The organism is Paenibacillus sp. HJGM_3 (genome assembly GCF_045062745.1).
Classification (GTDB): Bacteria; Bacillota; Bacilli; order Paenibacillales; family NBRC-103111; genus Paenibacillus_AA.
In genome coordinates, this window is record NZ_JBJGED010000015.1 from 107245 (window position 1) to 124674 (window position 17430).

The following is a 17430-nucleotide window of genomic DNA, read 5'->3' on the forward strand; positions in this document are numbered from 1 at the left end:
TCTCTCTTTTTCGGTTCTCCTGCATTCATTGTGAAAAATTACACAAGCGGGTACAAGAGAGACCGTATGTTCCTTATTCTAAACGTTTCTCGACGTCTTCATAACCTGATTTTGACACGTTTTTTCAAGAATGAACAGTTTGATTTCAACTGCAATCATATCTCGAATGGAGCCTAAATGGCAAGCCATAATTTGTCCAAAAATTGTCGTAACTTGTTACAAAGGGGTTTCCATTCCCCTAGGATGGAGATTATAATAGTAGGGATTGCTTAATGTTGACGGAGGTGTAGTTTGGCGTGTCGAATCAAGATCAAACTCAGGATCAGACCGATATCGTAGTGATCGGGGGCGGTCCTGCGGGCATGTTTGCCGCATTCTATGCAGGTATGCGTCAGGCTTCTGTGAAAATCATTGAAAGCATGCCGCAATTGGGTGGGCAATTGTCCGCGCTCTATCCCGAGAAATATATATACGACGTGGCGGGTTTTCCCAAAGTAACGGCGCAAGAGCTGGTCGACCGACTGCGCGAGCAGATGAAGCTGTTCAGCGGCATCGGGATTCATCTGGAAGAGAAAGTGGTGCAAGTGATCAAAAAGGACGAGCGGAACTTCGAGGTCGTCACGGACAAGCGCACGCATAGCTGCAAATCGGTCATCATCACGGCCGGTGTAGGCGCCTTCGAGCCCCGGAAGCTGGAATTGCCGGAAGCGGCTTCGTTCGAGAAGAAGAACCTTCATTATTTTGTCAGCGATCTGAACCGGTTCAAGGGTCAAAAAGTGCTGGTCAGCGGAGGCGGCGATTCTGCGGTTGACTGGTCTCTGATGCTGGAGCCGATCGCGGAGCAAGTTACGCTCGTTCACCGCCGGGATAAGTTCCGCGCGCATGAGCACAGCGTGGAGCTGCTGAAGCAGTCCAAGGTGAACGTGATTACGCCGGTCGAGATGGAACGCTTGAACGGAACCGACCGGATCGAATCCGTCACGCTCAAGCACGGCAAAACCGGCGAAGAACAGACGATCCCGGTCGATGCGGTGATCGTGAACTTCGGCTTCGTCTCCTCGCTCGGGCCGATCGCCGAATGGGGCTTCGAGATCGACAACGGGTCGATCGTCGTAGACTCGCGGATGGAGACGTCGATTCCGGGGATATTCGCGGCGGGCGACATTACGACGTACCCGGGCAAGCTGAAGCTTATCGCCGTCGGGTTCGGCGAAGCGCCTACGGCGGTGAACAACGCCAAGGTTTATTTCGACCCGGATGCGAAGCTATCGCCAGGGCACAGCAGCAACATGAAGTTTTCATAGTAGAGCGACTTTATTCAGGGCATTCTATCCTAAATGATCCATCCGGATTTTTTAGGAGGAATGCCCTTTGTCATACGGTTGTCCGGTCTGCAACGGCTTGCAGACCTTAACGAAGCATTGTCCCGGGTGCGGCGGTTCGCTCAGCGACGGCGGCCGGGCGGAAGATTATCTCGGGCCGTACTCGCCCTATCGCCCGATCGACGACATGAAGCTGACGAACGGGATTGCCGATCTGGCGAATCACATCTGCGTGCACCAGCTGTACTGCACCACCTGCGGCTTCACCGCGTCGGTGGATGTGCAGGAGTGGCGCATGTAGGTGGACCCCTTCGTTTGAACGAGTATTTCCGAAAATAACGAATGCCCGCCAAAACGGCGGGCACTTTTTTTACCTGGAACCGTTCAATTAGGCAATGCAAGGAGCTCGAAATTATCCAATAATCTTCGTAGACCGTTTGTTAACACTTCTCCTTCGACGGGCTTTCCGTGTCCCGTTATGGCAAGAGTCGGATCCAGCTTCGCCAGCTTTCTTACAGATGCTTGGGCCGCCTCCCAGTCCGAAGTAAAATATTTCGGTGGACCGTTGATTTCGAGATCTTGAATGAATACTTTATAGATCGATTCCTGTTTGACAGTAACGAATGCATCTCCGGCGATAAGTGCCCGGGTGCTCTCATGAAACAATGAAATATGTCCGGGGGTATGCCCCTCGGTGAGCAGCCACTTCCATCCGGGCAGGAATGGGATCGTGCCGTCCTTTGGCAATTTATGCACCCGATTGACGAGTTGAATCGGTTCATTCGGGAACCAGGGGGACAATTTGGCGACCAGTCCCGAATCCACCGTCGGATCCGGGGGCATATAGGATTTTTGCCCCGTTAAATAGGGGAGTTCCGCTTCATGCGCCCAAACGTCGACGTTCCAATGCCCGATGCACTCGATGATCGAACCGACATGATCGAAGTGCCCATGAGTCAGAACGATGGCTCTAGGCGGGTTGCCGATGCCGAAGCGCTCCTCCGCAGCTTCGATGATATCATTCGCCCGATGCGGCATCCCAGCGTCGACCAATACCCATTCTCCGCGTTCGGGATCTCCGATGAACGCGACGTTGACGATTTGAACCGTCAATTGGTACAAGTCGGGCCTAATTTCGATTCCCTCGCCGTTTCGCATGGACGTTACGGGCAGAGAATGATAATCTTTTCCGTAATTCATTTCCGTTTCCATTTAGCCGTACCTCGTTTGCTGATATTCGCTATACATGGTTTAGCATGATCTCTACCGCCATCATTTATTAGGATGCTCCCTATCATGGCGGGCGAGCGAGCGGCTCCTCACGATAATGGAATAAGGAATTCTCAACAAAGTTAAACTAATCGGGTGTCAAACAACGATAAGGAGATGGATACAATGGGTATTTTAAGTGGAAACCCGAAAGATGAGCCGTTACATTACGGGGAAGTTTATGATCTTTGGCAGTTCTCGATGGCAGCGAAAGGGTGTATTTCTACATACCGTGCTCTCAGCCACCACGCGGGGGATAAGGATTTAAAGAAAAGCTTGAATGCCCTAATTGATCAGGCAGAGCTTGAGGTCAGTGAGTGCGACAATATCCTTCTAACTAATGGCATAGCGCCTTTCCCTGCTTTACCAGTTAGACCGGAGGCGAAACTGGAAGACATTCCGATCGGAGCACGGTTCACCGATCCAGAGATTGCGGCGAGGATTGCTGCCGATACGTCCCTCAGTATGGTTAGCTGTAGTCAAATAATGGGGAAATGTATCAGAGAAGATGTCGGGGCGTTATTTGGCAAGTACCATGCCACGAAAGCCGCCATTGGCTTGAGAATTCTTAATATGAGCAAAGAGAAAGGCTGGCTTGTCCCTCCTCCGCTGCAAATAAAACGCCCTGAATTAGTGGAAGCCTAAAATCGAATGACGAATGCTGAGAGTCGGGCCTGTAACCGGCTCTTTTTTAATGCCCAATCGTCCCAACTTCTAGGCCTGGCTTTCAAAGTCTAGCATCCTTGGCAGTGGATTTCTCCCGGTACTCGCTGGGCGTCATCCCTTCCGCCTTGGCGAACACTTTCGTGAAATAGCGCCGCTCGGCGTAGCCGACCGCCTTGCCGATCTGCGTGACGCTCTTGTCCGTCATGAGCAGCATCGACTTCGCCGCATCGAGGCGCTGCCGCTTCAAATACTCTACGAACGTCTCGCCCGTATGCTGCTTGAACAGCAGGCTGAAGTAGCTCCCGCTGATGCCGAGATGGTCCGCCAGCGCATCGATGCAGAGATCATGCGCCATGTGCCGCTCGATGTAGTCGAGCGCGGCATGCATGAGCAGCTCGCTCGGCTTGCGGCTCATCCCGGCCTGCATGATCTGCTGCGCGAGCTGCCGAACCGTCTCGAGCAGCTCCTTGGCGTTCACGCTGCGATCGAGCTGTGCCCAGACGGCTGTCTCATGTTCGCCGCTCAGGACGCCGATATCGCGCATCTCCCGCAGCAGATGCAGGATCAGGAAGTGGAGCATCTGCTCCACACGCAAGTGCGAATGCTCCGGGATCGCCTTCAGCTCCCGGTTCAGGGCGGCGATGGCCTGCTCCATGCGGGCCGCGTCCTTCTGCTTGAGCGCGCCGACGAGCTCGTCGGTGATCGCCCACAGCGTCAACTTCAGCTCGCTCCGCTCCGCGGTCGCCGGCTCCTCGTAGGAGAGCACCGCCTCCTTGCGGAGCGACAGCTGCAGCGCGCGCTGCAGCTTGCGGTAAGCTTGGGCGAGCCCCTCCAGCCGCAGCGGCTCCGGATAGCAGCCGACGCTTACCGTCAGCTTCGTATGGAGCTTCACTGCCTGCTGCAGCTCCCCGCCCCAGCGGCGCAGCGTCGCATCCGCGACCGCTCCCTCCCCCGGCGGTTGCTGCAGCAGAATGCACCATTCCCCTTCGCGCGTCTGCAGCGCGGAATACACCATATCCCCCAACGCATCCTGCAGCACGTTGCGCACCGCGAAGTTCCACAGCTTGCGCTCCCGCTCGTTCCAATAGCGGGCGAGCTGCGAATAGTCGTCGAGATCGACGATCAGCAGCGTATAGTCCGCCAGCTCCGGCAAATCCTCCTCGGGGAGCAGGAGCACCGAGGTATAGTCCATGAGCACGTCGAGCAGCAGCTTCTCATACGCGACGGTCGACAGCTTCTTCCACTTGTGCTCCGCGTTCCGCTTCTCCCGCTTGCGCAACCGGATATGCCCGGCGGCACGCGTGACGACGCCCTCCAGCTCCTCGTAGTCGATCGGCTTCAGGATGTAGTCCTTCGCGCCGTATTTGATCGCCGTGCGCGCGTAATCGAACTCCTGGTAGCCCGTCAGCATGACGACTTCCCCGTCGAAGCCCCGATCGCACAGCTCCTTCAGGAGCTCCAGCCCGTCCATGACGGGCATACGAATATCGCTCAGAATGAGATCGGGCATCTGTACATCGACCAGCTCCAGTGCCTTCGCCCCGTTAGTCGCAGTGCCGATGAGCGAGATGCCCAGCTGTTCCCAAGGAATGACCTTCTCCAGATTGCGGGTAATATGCGCCTCATCGTCCACGAGCAGCGCTGTCACGGGCTCCTCGCCGAAACCGGCCGACCCCTTGCTCATCGCTATCGCACCCCTTTCCTCCACGGACTCCTATTCCTCCACGATCAATCGTGTATTCGCTCCGATCCGGCGTCGGCTCGCTGTCTCGGGATGACGAGACGAATCAACGTCCCGCTGTCCTCGCCCCGCCAACTGCAAACGTAGAGACCGTACCGGCTCCCATACTGAATCCGAATCCGATCGGCCACATTGGATAACCCGAGCCCGACCCGCTCGATCCCCACCGACTCACCGGACTCCACCGACTCCACTTTATCCCTTGCCACCTCAGCTTGCCCGCCTTCCCGTCCACCGGATAGTTTCACCTCCCAGGTGCTGCCGACCCGGTAGCGGAACCGCGCAAGCCGCTCCTCCGGAATCCCGACACCATTGTCCTCCACCCAGATCACGATCGCCTCGTTCGTTTCCTCGGCGCGAACCCGAATCATGCCCTTGCGCTCTATCCCCTCGAACCCGTGCTGGATGCTGTTCTCTACCAGAGGCTGCAGCGTCAGCTTCAGGACCGGATTCGCCGCCAGCGACTCCGGCACGTCGATCTCGAAGTCGAACACATCTTCGAACCGATATTTCTGAATGTCCAAGTAACTGCGCAGGTGGTCCGCCTCCAGGGTAAGCGGGATTTGCTCTCGGTGGTGGAAGCTGATCCGAAGTACGGTGCCGAGCCGCCTTACGATGGCGCTGACCTTCTTGCCCTCGTTTTGCGCGGCGAGTGCGTTGATCGACTCCAGCGTGTTGAATAGGAAGTGCGGCTTGATCTGCGCCTGCAGCAGCATGAGCTCGGCCTTGTTCTTCCGCTCCTGCTCCGTCTTCACCTCGTCCAGCAGCGCGCTGGTCCGCTCGACCAGGCTGTTGAAGCCGCGCGCCAGCACGCCCGTCTCATCCTTCGCGTCCATCTTCTCCCGGATGCTCAAGTCCCCCATCTCTACCCGCTTCATCGATTGCACGACCCGCAAAATGAAACGGATGTTCCGGTTCACGAAGAGCAGATTGAACAGCAAGGCGCAGATGAGACACAGCGTCATAATGGCGCCGACCCATTTCAACACGAGCTCAGTCGTACCGGACAAATACGCCCAAGGCGTCACCGACACGAGCGTCCAGTCCATCTTCCCCGCGTCCTGCAGTTCCAGATGGTACAGTGAAACAACACTATCGACCCCGTCGAAATCCACCTTCTCGCTCTGGTATTCCAGCGCCAGATCCAGCGGCTTCATCAGCTCGGGGAACAGCATCCGGCCGTCCAGCTGCTGCTTGTTGTCCACCATGATAAGCCCATCCCGGTTCACGATCATGAAGCGAATGTCCTTGCGCTGGCTCGTGCCGAAATAGTTGAAAATTTTATGCAGCTCGTTGAACTGGAACTGCTCGAGCAGGACGCCTTTGTTCATTTGCGTATACTTGTCGTTGACGACCCGGATCATCGTGAACAGCCCAACGCCCCCCGTAAGCGCCTCGTTCTCATGCGGCCCGAGCCAGCGGGGCACGCCGTTCAGTGCGATCGCCTCCGCATACAGCGGATGCTCGATCAGTGCCTCGTAGGAGAGCGCCCTGTAGCCGATCTTCCCTTCGCTATACGCCTGACCGCGGAAGTTATACAGTGACGCCGAATAGGCCGGGGTATACGACAGAAATTTCCTCTGCAGCAGCCGCCCGACCTCGGTCCGATCGATCCAATCCACCTGCTCCCTCGCGCTTAACGCGTTCTGTACCTCATCCTCGAACATCGCTTGCTCGGTCGCTCGGTTCGCTTCCTTCAAGACGTACGTCAGGTTGCGCCCGACCGCCTTCAGCGTGAACTCCGACTGATCGGCGAAGTTGTCGGCGATGATGTGTTGGGAGACCATATACGTGATCGCGCCCAGCACGAGAAGCGGAACGATGATGAACGCGGTGAAGGCAAGAAACACTTTTTTCCGAAGGTTCATACTCTCCCCCATTACGGACAGTTGGCGGATGCATCCGTGACGCACTCAACACACAACCGGCACGCACCAACTCACCCCTTGACGCTCCCTGCCGTGACGCCCTCGATAATCTTCTCCTGAAGGAACGCATACACGACGACGACCGGCGCCACACTGAACATAATCGAGGCCGCGAGGCTGCCGTAATTCATGTTGAACTGGTTCATGAACGCGATCATCCCGGTCGGCAGCGTGCGCAGCTTCTCCTTCGACAGAAAGAGGTACGCCATGACGAACTCGTTCCAGTTGGACAGGAAGTTCAGGATGAACACGGTTACGAGCGCGGGCACCGTCACCGGCAGGATGAGCCGCCAGAACAGCCCGAATGCGGTCAGGCCGTCGACGATCCCCGCCTCCTCCAGCTCCTTCGGAATCGCCTTCATGAAGGCCGACACGATGAACACGGTGAGCGGCAAACCGAACGTGATATAAGGAAGTATAAGGGCCAAGTGCGTATTATACAAATGCAAATCGCGAATCCACACGAAAAGCGGCAGCACGAGCGTCCCGCCCGGGACGAGCAGCGCGAGCAGCAGCAGCGCCCGGATGATCGTATTCGGCAGCTTCACCTGCATCCGGGTAAGTGCATAGGACGTTGCCGAGGCGAACAGAATCGTCACCACGCTGGCGATCGTGCTGACGTACAAGCTGTTGAAGAAATACGTACTGATCTTGCCCACTTTCCAGGCGTTCAAATAATTGCTCCACGTAAAGTCGAGCGGCAGCCCCCAAGGGTTCGAAATAATCTCCTTGTTCGCCTTGAATGAGGAATTCAGCACCCACACGAGCGGATAGAGCGTCACAACTACGTAAACCCAGAGCAGAGCATGGATCAAGCCGGTTTTCCAACTCGCCCGGTTGGCCCAATTGGTCCGTCGCCGCGCAACCGAAATCGCAACCGCGTCCCCTTTTCGCATCAGCTCTCCACCTCCTCGACCCGCTTGGACACGAGCTGGAACACCAGCGTGAGCAGCAGCGTGAACAGGAAGATCAGGATGGCGATCGCGTTGGCGTAGCCATATTCGTTCAGACGCGTGCCTTGCTTGATCATATACGTCGCCATCACCTCGGTCAGGCCGGCCGGACCGCCGTTCGTCATGACCATGACGATGTCGAGCGCCTTCATCGCGCCGGTGATCGACAGCAGCACGATGACCAGGATGACCGGCCGAATGAGCGGCACCGTGATCGTCCAGGCTTTGCGCACACCCGTCGCGCCATCGATCTCCGCCGCTTCATAGATTTCCCGCGAAATCCCGAGGATCGCCGCCAGCACGAGCACGACGTAGAAGCCCACCCACTGCCAGCCGTTCGTGAACAGCACTGCGAGCATAGCCGTCCCATCTTCCGCGAGCCACGTATGCTTCCACTTGTCCAGCCCGACGGAATGCAGCAGCTGATTGAGCAAGCCGATCTCCGGGTGGTAGATGAACGACCACAGCACGCCCACGACGGCCGTCGAGAGAATGCTAGGGACGAACACCGTCGTTTTATAGAACCCTTTCAACCGCTTGATGTTCGAGATCAGAATGGCCAGCACGATAATGACGGGAATTTGCAAAAACACCGAGAAAAAAATGAAATAAACATTGTTTTTCAAAGCGCCCCAGACCCGCTCGTCCTGGAAGGCTTCTATAAAATTGGCCAGCCCGGTAAACTCCGGAGTGTTCACGCCATCCCATCTGGTAAACCCATACTTCACGGAATTCGCCAACGGGATGAGAAAAAACAGCCCATACAGGAGAAGCGTCGGCAGAACAAAAGCGAAGTAAGTCCATGGGTTGCGCAGCGTCTTGTTCAAGATCCGTCACCTACTTTCTCCCCACAAAGTAACGATTACGGGTACCACTTTGGGGGTGGTACCCGTCGCCTGTTTCGGATTATTTCTTCGTTTCCTTGTTCGCGTCCTCCTGCGCCTTCTGCACCTTCTCGACGACCTTCTCAGCCGTCGCTTTGCCGCCCAGCAGCTCCTGCATGGAAGTCTCCAACGTCTCGCGCACCTTCGCCTGGACGATCGAATCGAACGCCGGGAATTGCTTCGAATTCGCCGCCTTCAAAATCTCACCTACGATCGGGTTGACCCCCGACAAGTCGGACAATTTCATCGCGGGAACGAATCCGGATTCCTTCAGCTGCCGCTTCTGCGTCTCCTCATTGAACATTTGCTTGATGAATTCCTTAACCGCCTTCTTCTCCTGGTCGTTCAGGCTCGCGGAGAAGCCGTAGCCGTTCGAGTAGCTGCCGTTGATCAAGTTGTCTCCTTTGCCGCCCAAGTTCGGGAAGCTGAAGAAGCCGACGTCGTTCGGAATCTTCGATTTCTCCGGATCGACGATGGCCGAGTTCGCCCAGCTGCCGTCGAACATCATCGCCGCTTCGCCATTACGGAATTTATTTTGCTGCTCCGCATACTTCAAGCCCAGATTGCCTTCCTGGAAGTAGTCCTTCTTCACGAGCGTCTCATAGCGCTTGAAACCGTCGAGCACGTCCGGGTCCGTCCATTTCCTCGTGCCGGCTACGAAGCCGTCCACGGAGTCGGCGCCTGCGGTGCGCACCCAGAGCGTGTTAACCATCATGTTGATGACCCAGGCGTCGGCCGAAGCCAGCGCGAGCGGAGTAATGTTCTTCGCTTTGGCCTTGTCGGCGACGGCCAGGAACTCATCCCAAGTTTTCGGCACTTCTACGCCCAAGTCTTTGAAAATTTTCTTGTTGTAAAAGAGGCCTTCCACAAAGCCCGCGGTCGGCAGCCCGTAGATTTTGCCGTCCACCGTGAATTCGTCGAGATTGAAAAACTTATCCTTCAATCCGAGCTCGGTCAGAATCGGGGTCAAATCGAGCAGCCGGTTCGCCTTGGCATACTTCTGCGTGTCGGTGCCCCCGAACAGGTCGAAGATTTTCGGCGGTGAGCCCGCCGCCATCTCGGCCGGAAGCTTTTCGAAGCGGTTGACCTTGTCTTCCACGCCTTCCAGCTCGATTTTGAGGCCTGGCACGTTCGCTTCGGTCTTCTTGGCCACGTCCTCCAGAAGCTTGAGTCTCAGCTTGGCGTCGTCCCGGACTTGCGTGTGACGCAGCGAGATCGTGAAAGGTTTGACATCCGGTGCTTTGGTCGCGCCGCCCGGCGTACTCGTCGTACCCGCATTGCCCGTTTGTTCCTTGCCGCATGCGGTCAGCACCGTAGACAACAGCAAGACGCTGGACAGCACGGCCACTGTTACTTTGGTTTTCATCTTCCTTGACCCTCCGTTTAGATGAAGTGTTAACGCGCTTTACCCTTTTTATTATAGGGAGCTCGCTCTCCGTCCGGCAGGTTCTCATTTCCATCATGAGGGGATACAATCCTCTAATCCGCCGGACAAAATTTTATGTCCGCTTAAGGTTGCCGCCGGTTTCTCTAAAAGTAGGTTAAGGTTCGTGAGCTATAATGGGGCGAATATCTATGGACTTTATTTTTGCCGAAGGAGCTACATAAACCATGAAAGTGTTGATCGTCGAAGACGAGCTTCCGCTGCTGGACTCGATCGCCCAGCTGTTCCGCGAGGAAGGGTACGATGTGGACACCGCGACGGCGGGCGATGAAGGGCTCATCTATGCGGAGACCGGTATCTATGACTTGCTTGTCCTGGACATCATGCTGCCGGAGCTGAGCGGGCTGCGGCTGCTTCAGAGAATACGGGAACGATCGCTCGCGACCCCGACCTTGCTGCTGACGGCCAAGGATAGCGTTGAGGACCGGGTAAAAGGGCTGAACGCGGGCGCCGACGACTATGTGGTCAAACCGTTCGCCGTGCCGGAGCTGCTGGCCAGAGCCCGGGCGCTGCTGCGCAGGAAGCCGCAAGCCGGAACGGAAAGCGAGTTCACCTACGACGTCCTAAGAATCGAGCCGCAGCAATCCGACGCCTGGTATGCGGATACGCTGCTCCAGCTGTCGGCCAAGGAATACGAGCTCTTGCAGTACTTCGTCCGCAACCGGGAACAGATCGTGACGCGCGAGCAGCTGTTCGACCGCGTCTGGGGACTGGATTCCGAGGCGGGCTTGAATCTAGTGGACCTGTACGTCCATTATTTGCGCAAAAAACTGGCGGCTGCCGGCTGCCAAGGATGGATTCGCACCGTCCGGGGCGTCGGCTTCATGCTGAGGAGGAATTGACGTGTTCCGCCAAACGAAAACGCGGCTCGCCATCAGCTACGCGGCTCTATTCTTGTTGATCTTGTCCGCCTTGGGAGCCGCCATCTATGTCTTCGTACAGAACCACTTGCTATCGAAGGTGGACGAGGTGCTTACGGAGCAAATTCGAGTCGACAGTCCCATCGGCGGGAGCGTCTCGATCTCGGCTCAAGGCGTCGAGGCCCTCCCGACCGAAGGGACCGTCTCCGTTCCCACGATCCTCCCGATCGCCGCGATCAAGCCGGCCGCCATCGTGATGGATCCGCGCATCTTCCTAGTTTACAAGAGCACGAATGGCGCCCTTCTGACCTCGATCGCCAACAACATGGAGCTCGAGCCCGACACGCTCGACGCGATGCTCGCGGAGGCGGATGAACGCTCGCTCAGCACCGTACGCGTCGGGGGCCACAGCTACCGGATCAGCGCGCTGCCGGTTCAACTTCCGGTGATGCCAGCAGCCAGCTTCCAGATGAATGCGACCAAAATTAAAACCGACATCTTAAGTGGGACAAGCGCCTCTATCAACGGGACGAACACCCCAAGCATTACAAGCTTCAGTGGCACTGGCGCCGTTGCCGTAGCGGAGGTCACTTCGTCCTACGCCGTCATGAGCATCGATTCGGAGATGAACATGCTGAGGAGCCTGCTCATGGTGCTCGCGATCGCGGGCGGTGTCGGCTGTATCCTCGTCGTGCTGGCCGGCTACTATATGGCGGGCCGGGCGCTGGTGCCGATCCGGAACGCCTGGGAGCGCCAGCAGCAGTTCGTGGCGGACGCGTCCCATGAGTTGCGGACGCCCCTCGCGGTCATGGGGGCGAACGCCGAGATGCTGCTGCGCCACCCCGACCATACGATCGAGCAGGAGAGCCATGTCATCGCTCCCATCCTGAAAGAGATTCGGCGGCTCTCGAAGCTCGTTACCCAACTGCTCACTTTGGCGCGTTCGGACTCCAATCAGCTGGAGCTGCACCGTGTCCCGCTCCTGTTGAACGAACAATGGGCCGAGTCCGCCGAGACGTTCCGTCCGCTCTGCGAGATGAAGTCCATATCGCTCGAGACCGACTTGCAAGCTCCCCTGCCATTCCACGGAGATGAAGAGCGGCTGCGACAATTGCTCGTCATTTTGCTGGACAATGCGGTCAAGCATACCCCTTCTGGCGGCACGATCCGCGTCGCCTGCTCCCGAACCGGCTCCCTGATCCGATGTATGGTCTCGGATACGGGAAGGGGCATTCCGCCACAAGATTTGCCCCGTATCTTCGACCGGTTCTTCCGAGGAGATAAGGCGCGTTCCCGGACCGACGGGGGGACCGGGCTCGGCCTCACGATCGCCCAGTGGATCGTCGAGAAACATGGCGGCACGATCCAAGCTTCAAGCGTGCTGGGGCAAGGGACGGTCATGACGATTCAGTTTCCGGCGAAATGACGACACCGGCTCCTCAAAAAAAACATTAAGGTTGTTCAAAAAAATGCTTAAGCTTGATACGCCATAATGGGTCATGTCGGCGGGATACCCGCTCGGACAAAAATCCGATTGAGAGAAAGAAGGTTAGAACAGATGAACAAAAAAACAAAAGGCTGGATGGCGCTGGGCGTAACGGCGGTACTCGCGGCGGCCCTCCCGATGGGAGCGAATGCAGCGGAAGTCAAAACGGGCGGAGGCGCGAGCAGCTTGGCGATATCCGTGAAGCCGATCGCCTTGTCGAAGGATCAAGCGATCTTGCCGGGGAAGGCAGCTGTGGCCGGTTCCATCACCAGTGTCCGCATCGGGGCGCCGGCCGAGATCGCCAAGCTGCTGGGCATGGACGGCGAAGCGCTCGGCAAGGAGCTCGCATCCGGCAAATCGCTGCTGGAGATCGCGGAGAGCCGCGGCGTAAGCAAGGAAGCGTTGATCGAGGCGCAAGTGAGCCTGCTCGCCAAGCCGCTGGAGGAAGCGGTGAAGGCCGGCAAGCTAACACAGGAGAAAGCCGATCAACTGAAGGCGGACTTGGCCAAGCATGCCGAAGCGATGATTACAGCCAAAGGCAACGCTCCGTTCACCATGGCTCTACCGGCAGCACCGTTAACCGGTGGCGAGGGCCCGACCTTCTCCGTGCAGATCGGCGCGGATCAAGAGCTGCTCAGCTTCCTTGGGCTGGATGAAGCGGCGTTCGCTTCGGAGATCAAGAGCGGCAAGACAATTCTGGAGATCGCAGAAGCGAAGGGCATTACGAAGGAGCAGCTCGTCGAGTTCGAGACGAAGCGCTTCAATGCGAGAATCGATCAAGCGGTAAAAGACGGCCATATGACGGAAGAGCAAGCCGCCAAGGCGAAAGAGGCGTTCTCCAAGCGCGCGGAACAAGGTTTCGACGGCAAGGGAGCGATCATGATGCCGGCAATCGGGGTGGACGGTGTGAAGGGCAGCATACGCGTGTTCAACGGGGGCCCATTGGCGGAGCTGACTCCTTCGGGCGAACTGCCTGAATTACCTATGATGAAGGACCATGCGATTGCCGTGAGCCTATTGCCGGACGATGAGCTGTTAAGCTTCCTCGGGATCGATAAAGAGACGTTCCAAGAGGAAATGAAGAACGGCAAGACGCTGCTCGAGATCGCCGAGTCCAAGGGCATCACGAAAGAGCAATTAATAGAGTTCCAAACAAAGCAATTCAATGCGAAAATCGACGAAGCCGTAAAGAACGGCGCATTGTCGGAAGAAGAAGCGGCGAAGATCAAGGAGACCTTCTCGGCCGGCGCGGAGCAGCGCCTGAGCGGGGGTCCGTTCGCTCTTCCGCTTCATATTCAGCGAATGGATCGCGTCGAACTGAACGATGAAGCCTATGAAGCCGGTGAGGCCGGTGTCCTGCTTCCGGCTCTCCCGCTGGAAGGCCAGGCCACCTTCTTCTCGACCTTCACAACACCAGCCGCAGATTTGCAGGCTTAGCAAAGTCCATACTTAAGCAAAAATCCCGACAGGGGCCTCTTAGAGAGGTTGAGTCGGGATTTTTACGTCTATACCTAGAAGCCGTTCCACACCGTGATCTCCTCGACCTTGAAGCGCGGGGAGGAATAGGCCGGTTTCAGTGCCTTCCCGATTGTAACGAGCATGATAGGCAAATATCGGGACGGGATGTGAAACTCCTCCACGAGCTTCGCCGGGTTGTAGCCGCCCATCGGGCACGTGTCGTAGCCCTTCGCCTTCGCCGCCAGCATCAATTGCATCGCAGCAAGCGAGGCGTTGCGGATCGCTTCGTCTCGGCCTACCTGCGGGGACGACTTGTAGACACCCTGAATTTGCCCGACCAGCGTGTTCTTCAGCTCCTCGCTGATCGCCCCGGCCTTAACCGCGCCGCTGTAGAGGGGCTCCGCGTGCCGGTGGGCCTCCAAGTCGCCGAGGACGGCGACGACGACGGACGCGTCCACAACTTGCTTCTGGTTGTTCGCGATCGGCAGCAGCGCCTGCTTCTTCCCCGGGTCCTCGATCACAAGAAATTTCCAATGCTGCAAGTTCCATGAGGAGGGCGCTTTGCCGGCCATCTCCAGAATCTCCATCAAATCCGCCCGGCTGATGCGGTGATTAGGATCGTAATGCTTGACCGCATGCCGTTCGTTCACGACCGCGGTGAAGGAATGCTCCATCGTGCTTGTGTTGGCCATGAGTTCGTGCTCCTGTCGCGTGGAATAGGGAGGATCCAATGAGTCCTTTATGCAGATCGAACCTCTATAGTGTGCGACAGGCCTTTGAAGAATATTGATGCTCCAGAAAGAACAACAGTTTGTTATTTATTTCCACCACCGCCCTACTGGGCAGCTCCTCCGGCCTTCTTGGCGGCTTTCTCATTTAATTGATTCATGACGCTTTGGTAATCCGGATTTTGTTTTACTTCGTTCACGACGATGTCCCACTGATCGAGCGGCAGGGCGCCCAGGATAATTTTGATCTTTGTCTCGTACAGCTTCTTGTTCGTGTCGGCCAGCTTCGCGCTCAGCTCGTTCGTGAACAATCCCAGCGTAGGATCCTGCAGCGATTCCGTACCGATCTCCTCCCTCAGCTGCCATGGCGCCTCCAGGTCTGTCCGGGTAGAATGGAACCCGCCTCCACCCAGATACGGCTCCAGAGGCTTTAGAGCCTCGCGTTCGGCGGCCGGCAGCTCGCTGCGGCCGAGCCACGCTTCCATCCAGGCGAGGATGCGCCTTACCTTCGCCTCGGACAGCGCCTTTGGAATCGCGAAGACCCCGGAATGGCCTAGCGAGGCGGGCACCACGCGGGGACCGTCCGCCTTCGCCTGCAAATAGGGGATCGGGGTGAACACCGCCCCTTTGTATGCAGAGCTCAACTCCATGGTGGCCGCTTCTGCCGCTTGGCCGGTCATAGCGATGACGCCTGCCTTGTTCTCCATTGCAAGCCGTCTCGCCTGATCGGCATTCGCAACCGGGAAGTCTTTGGAGAGCAAGCCGTTCGCATAGATCCCATTCAGCCACTTGAGCGCTTCCTTCGTCCCGGGCTCGAGCCACGTATCGACGATCCGGCCGGACCTCGAGACATACCGTCCTCCGCTGGAATTGAAGACGTTCTCGACCCAAGCCAAATCTCCCAACCCAATAGGGCTCGAGGAGGCAGTCAACCCGAGCGTATCGTGCTTGCCGTTGCCATCGGGATCTTTAACGACGAAAGCCTGCATCACTTGAGCGAGCTCGTCCATCGTGCGGGGCATGGCCAGCCCGAGGCGATCGAGCCAATCTTGGCGAATGGCGGGGAAGGCTCCGTCCGCCTTGTTCTGCAGCCGCGGGATGCCGTATACGCCCCCATCGTCAAGCGTCACTTCCGCTTCAAGCTCGCTCACCGCTTCTCGAAGGCGCGGGTAATCCTTCAAGAGCGGAGCCAAGTTCCAGAACACACTGGACGTCAAAGTTTTTTGCAGGAAGAACGGATCCGGGATGAGCAGCATGTCGGGCATATCGTTCGCCGCGATCATCAAATTGACCTTTTGCTGATAGTTCGGCAGCGGCATCGCATCCAGCTTCAGATGGAGTCCTGTCAACGCGCCGGCCGCCTTCGCCAATCGCTCCTGCTGCTCGCTCTCGAACGACTTGTCGATCGCGGCAACGACCCGTACATGCAACAGCGAGTCCGGCTCCCGCACTACAATCGTCTTGTTGTACTCGCGCCAGACGACTTCCCGGTTATCCGCTTCCGCGGCGAACCGAAGCGGAATGTACGCCGAATCGCCTACAAGGCGGGACACCGCCGGCATCGTTTGCGCGGCGCCGTTCACGGACGCGTAGTTATGATCGAGCGGGAAGGTGAGCGACCCGCCGGTCTTCCGAGCAACGACGGACCGGGCCTGCTCGTCCCATTCGACCTTGTAGCCGAGACGTTCGAGCAGCGCGCGGGCCGGTACTAGCAACATGTCCTGCTCCACGACCACCCCCTGAGGAAACGCGATCGTTCCGGGTCCCTCCATCACGGTGAACGGCGCATACTGTTCAGGAGGAGTTATTACCGGTATGCTCTCCCAGGGGGACACCGGTCCGGCTGGCGTATCAGCCAGCGCCATCCCTCCCCCGGCCTGCAGCAAGACGGCCAAGGCCGCTCCGGTCAGGAGGACCCGCTGTTTATTCGTCTTTTTCCATTTATTCGACATTCCCGAACTCATCATAATCTCTCCCACTCCTCCTCAATTCCAACCTATATCTCCTTTATATAGACGAAGGGCGAGTGGAAAAGTTTCCACTCGCTCCCAATTATCCGCACGATATGCAGCTCCCCATACGCGCAGCGTGAATACGGTTATGGTGACCTCAGTTCGCCTGAGCGTCTTGTGTATAGTACAGCACATTCAGCTTGCGACGCTTGATCTCGGCCAACAACAGCGAGATGAAATCCCGGTCCAGCTTCAAATCAATAGCCTTCAAGTAGGAATCGATCAGTGCCTCATTGCTTAATGATTTCATAGCTTATCACCCAACTTCGTTTCCAAATTTTCTCTATAGTAGCATGGACCTAAAATCGGAACAAGCTGGACCCTGTCCACATTTCGATGTGGATATCTTGTGAATACTTTGTTGACAAGTGTCATAACCTGTATGCTATCAAGGTCGAATTTTGTGAATAAAGTTATTCACAGGCGAGAATCCGCTTTTTCCCATAGAAAACTTTTATCACAATCTATGAATCTAGCAATTTCGATTTTCACTCGACGACTTCCCACGTGACACTCAGCTGCTCGTCCAGCCATTTTCGCACATAGATCTCCACTACGGCTTCCAGCTCTTCTTCCGGCAAATCCGTCAGCTTCTTGTCGGGAATGTCGAGCCAAGCCTCCTTCATCTGCTCCGGGCCTATCGATAGGCTCACCTTTACTTTCATCCGCTCATCTCCTA

16 protein-coding genes are annotated in these 17430 nt (G+C 56.9%); 6 read left to right on the plus strand and 10 right to left on the minus strand.

What is annotated here, in order from left to right; genetic code table 11:
- Positions 1-296 precede the first annotated feature (296 nt).
- Both ACI5FR_RS17545 and ACI5FR_RS17550 read left to right on the plus strand, forming a co-directional pair.
- A complete protein-coding gene (locus tag ACI5FR_RS17545) occupies positions 297-1304 on the plus strand; it encodes an NAD(P)/FAD-dependent oxidoreductase (protein ID WP_405456573.1) in 1008 nt (335 codons plus the stop codon).
- Positions 1305-1371: 67 nt separating this feature from the next.
- The gene (locus ACI5FR_RS17550; RefSeq protein ID WP_405456575.1) at positions 1372-1623 is read left to right on the plus strand and encodes a hypothetical protein; all 252 of its coding nucleotides are present in this window, start codon (positions 1372-1374) and stop codon (positions 1621-1623) included.
- An 83-nt stretch (positions 1624-1706) separates the two neighbouring features.
- Here ACI5FR_RS17550 and ACI5FR_RS17555 read toward each other — a convergent pair whose 3' ends face one another.
- Positions 1707-2534: an MBL fold metallo-hydrolase gene (locus ACI5FR_RS17555; protein WP_405456577.1), complete on the minus strand. Its 828-nt coding sequence runs from the start codon at positions 2532-2534 to the stop codon at positions 1707-1709.
- 183 nt (positions 2535-2717) lie between these two features.
- Between ACI5FR_RS17555 and ACI5FR_RS17560 the strand changes: the two genes are divergently transcribed.
- A complete protein-coding gene (locus ACI5FR_RS17560) occupies positions 2718-3236 on the plus strand; it encodes a DUF3231 family protein (RefSeq protein WP_405456579.1) in 519 nt (172 codons plus the stop codon).
- 82 nt (positions 3237-3318) lie between these two features.
- Here ACI5FR_RS17560 and ACI5FR_RS17565 read toward each other — a convergent pair whose 3' ends face one another.
- The 5 genes from ACI5FR_RS17565 to ACI5FR_RS17585 all read right to left on the minus strand — a co-directional run bounded on the left by ACI5FR_RS17565 (position 3319) and on the right by ACI5FR_RS17585 (position 10129).
- Positions 3319-4941, minus strand: a complete 1623-nt coding sequence (locus ACI5FR_RS17565) for a response regulator (RefSeq protein ID WP_405456580.1) — start codon at positions 4939-4941, stop codon at positions 3319-3321.
- Between the two features lie 44 nt (positions 4942-4985).
- The gene (locus tag ACI5FR_RS17570; protein WP_405456582.1) at positions 4986-6866 is read right to left on the minus strand and encodes a cache domain-containing sensor histidine kinase; all 1881 of its coding nucleotides are present in this window, start codon (positions 6864-6866) and stop codon (positions 4986-4988) included.
- 71 nt (positions 6867-6937) lie between these two features.
- Positions 6938-7822 (minus strand): carbohydrate ABC transporter permease, encoded by an 885-nt coding sequence (locus ACI5FR_RS17575; RefSeq protein ID WP_405456584.1) that lies wholly within the window; start codon positions 7820-7822, stop codon positions 6938-6940.
- On the minus strand, positions 7822-8706 hold the full coding sequence (locus tag ACI5FR_RS17580; protein WP_405456586.1) for a carbohydrate ABC transporter permease: 885 nt from the start codon (positions 8704-8706) through the stop codon (positions 7822-7824). The genes ACI5FR_RS17575 and ACI5FR_RS17580 overlap by 1 nt, the downstream gene beginning before the upstream one ends.
- A gap of 79 nt (positions 8707-8785) precedes the next feature.
- On the minus strand, positions 8786-10129 hold the full coding sequence (locus ACI5FR_RS17585) for an extracellular solute-binding protein (protein ID WP_405456588.1): 1344 nt from the start codon (positions 10127-10129) through the stop codon (positions 8786-8788).
- Between the two features lie 245 nt (positions 10130-10374).
- Here ACI5FR_RS17585 and ACI5FR_RS17590 point away from each other — a divergent pair, with 245 nt between their 5' ends.
- The 3 genes from ACI5FR_RS17590 to ACI5FR_RS17600 all read left to right on the plus strand — a co-directional run bounded on the left by ACI5FR_RS17590 (position 10375) and on the right by ACI5FR_RS17600 (position 13990).
- The gene (locus ACI5FR_RS17590; RefSeq protein WP_405456590.1) at positions 10375-11049 is read left to right on the plus strand and encodes a response regulator transcription factor; all 675 of its coding nucleotides are present in this window, start codon (positions 10375-10377) and stop codon (positions 11047-11049) included.
- Position 11050: 1 nt separating this feature from the next.
- Positions 11051-12493 (plus strand): sensor histidine kinase, encoded by a 1443-nt coding sequence (locus tag ACI5FR_RS17595; protein WP_405456592.1) that lies wholly within the window; start codon positions 11051-11053, stop codon positions 12491-12493.
- Between the two features lie 132 nt (positions 12494-12625).
- Entirely contained in the window at positions 12626-13990 is a 1365-nt protein-coding gene (locus ACI5FR_RS17600; RefSeq protein ID WP_405456594.1) for a hypothetical protein, read from the plus strand.
- A 74-nt stretch (positions 13991-14064) separates the two neighbouring features.
- Here the strand turns inward: ACI5FR_RS17600 and ACI5FR_RS17605 are convergent, their stop codons facing one another.
- The 4 genes from ACI5FR_RS17605 to ACI5FR_RS17620 all read right to left on the minus strand — a co-directional run bounded on the left by ACI5FR_RS17605 (position 14065) and on the right by ACI5FR_RS17620 (position 17416).
- A complete protein-coding gene (locus ACI5FR_RS17605) occupies positions 14065-14703 on the minus strand; it encodes a nitroreductase family protein (RefSeq protein ID WP_405456596.1) in 639 nt (212 codons plus the stop codon).
- 143 nt (positions 14704-14846) lie between these two features.
- Positions 14847-16703, minus strand: coding sequence for an extracellular solute-binding protein (locus ACI5FR_RS17610; RefSeq protein WP_405456598.1), 1857 nt, complete (start codon positions 16701-16703; stop codon positions 14847-14849).
- Between the two features lie 145 nt (positions 16704-16848).
- Positions 16849-17001 (minus strand): sporulation histidine kinase inhibitor Sda, encoded by a 153-nt coding sequence (sda, locus tag ACI5FR_RS17615; RefSeq protein ID WP_405456601.1) that lies wholly within the window; start codon positions 16999-17001, stop codon positions 16849-16851.
- A gap of 238 nt (positions 17002-17239) precedes the next feature.
- Complete coding sequence (locus ACI5FR_RS17620) at positions 17240-17416, minus strand: hypothetical protein (RefSeq protein WP_405456603.1); 177 nt, start codon at positions 17414-17416, stop codon at positions 17240-17242.
- Positions 17417-17430 lie beyond the last annotated feature (14 nt).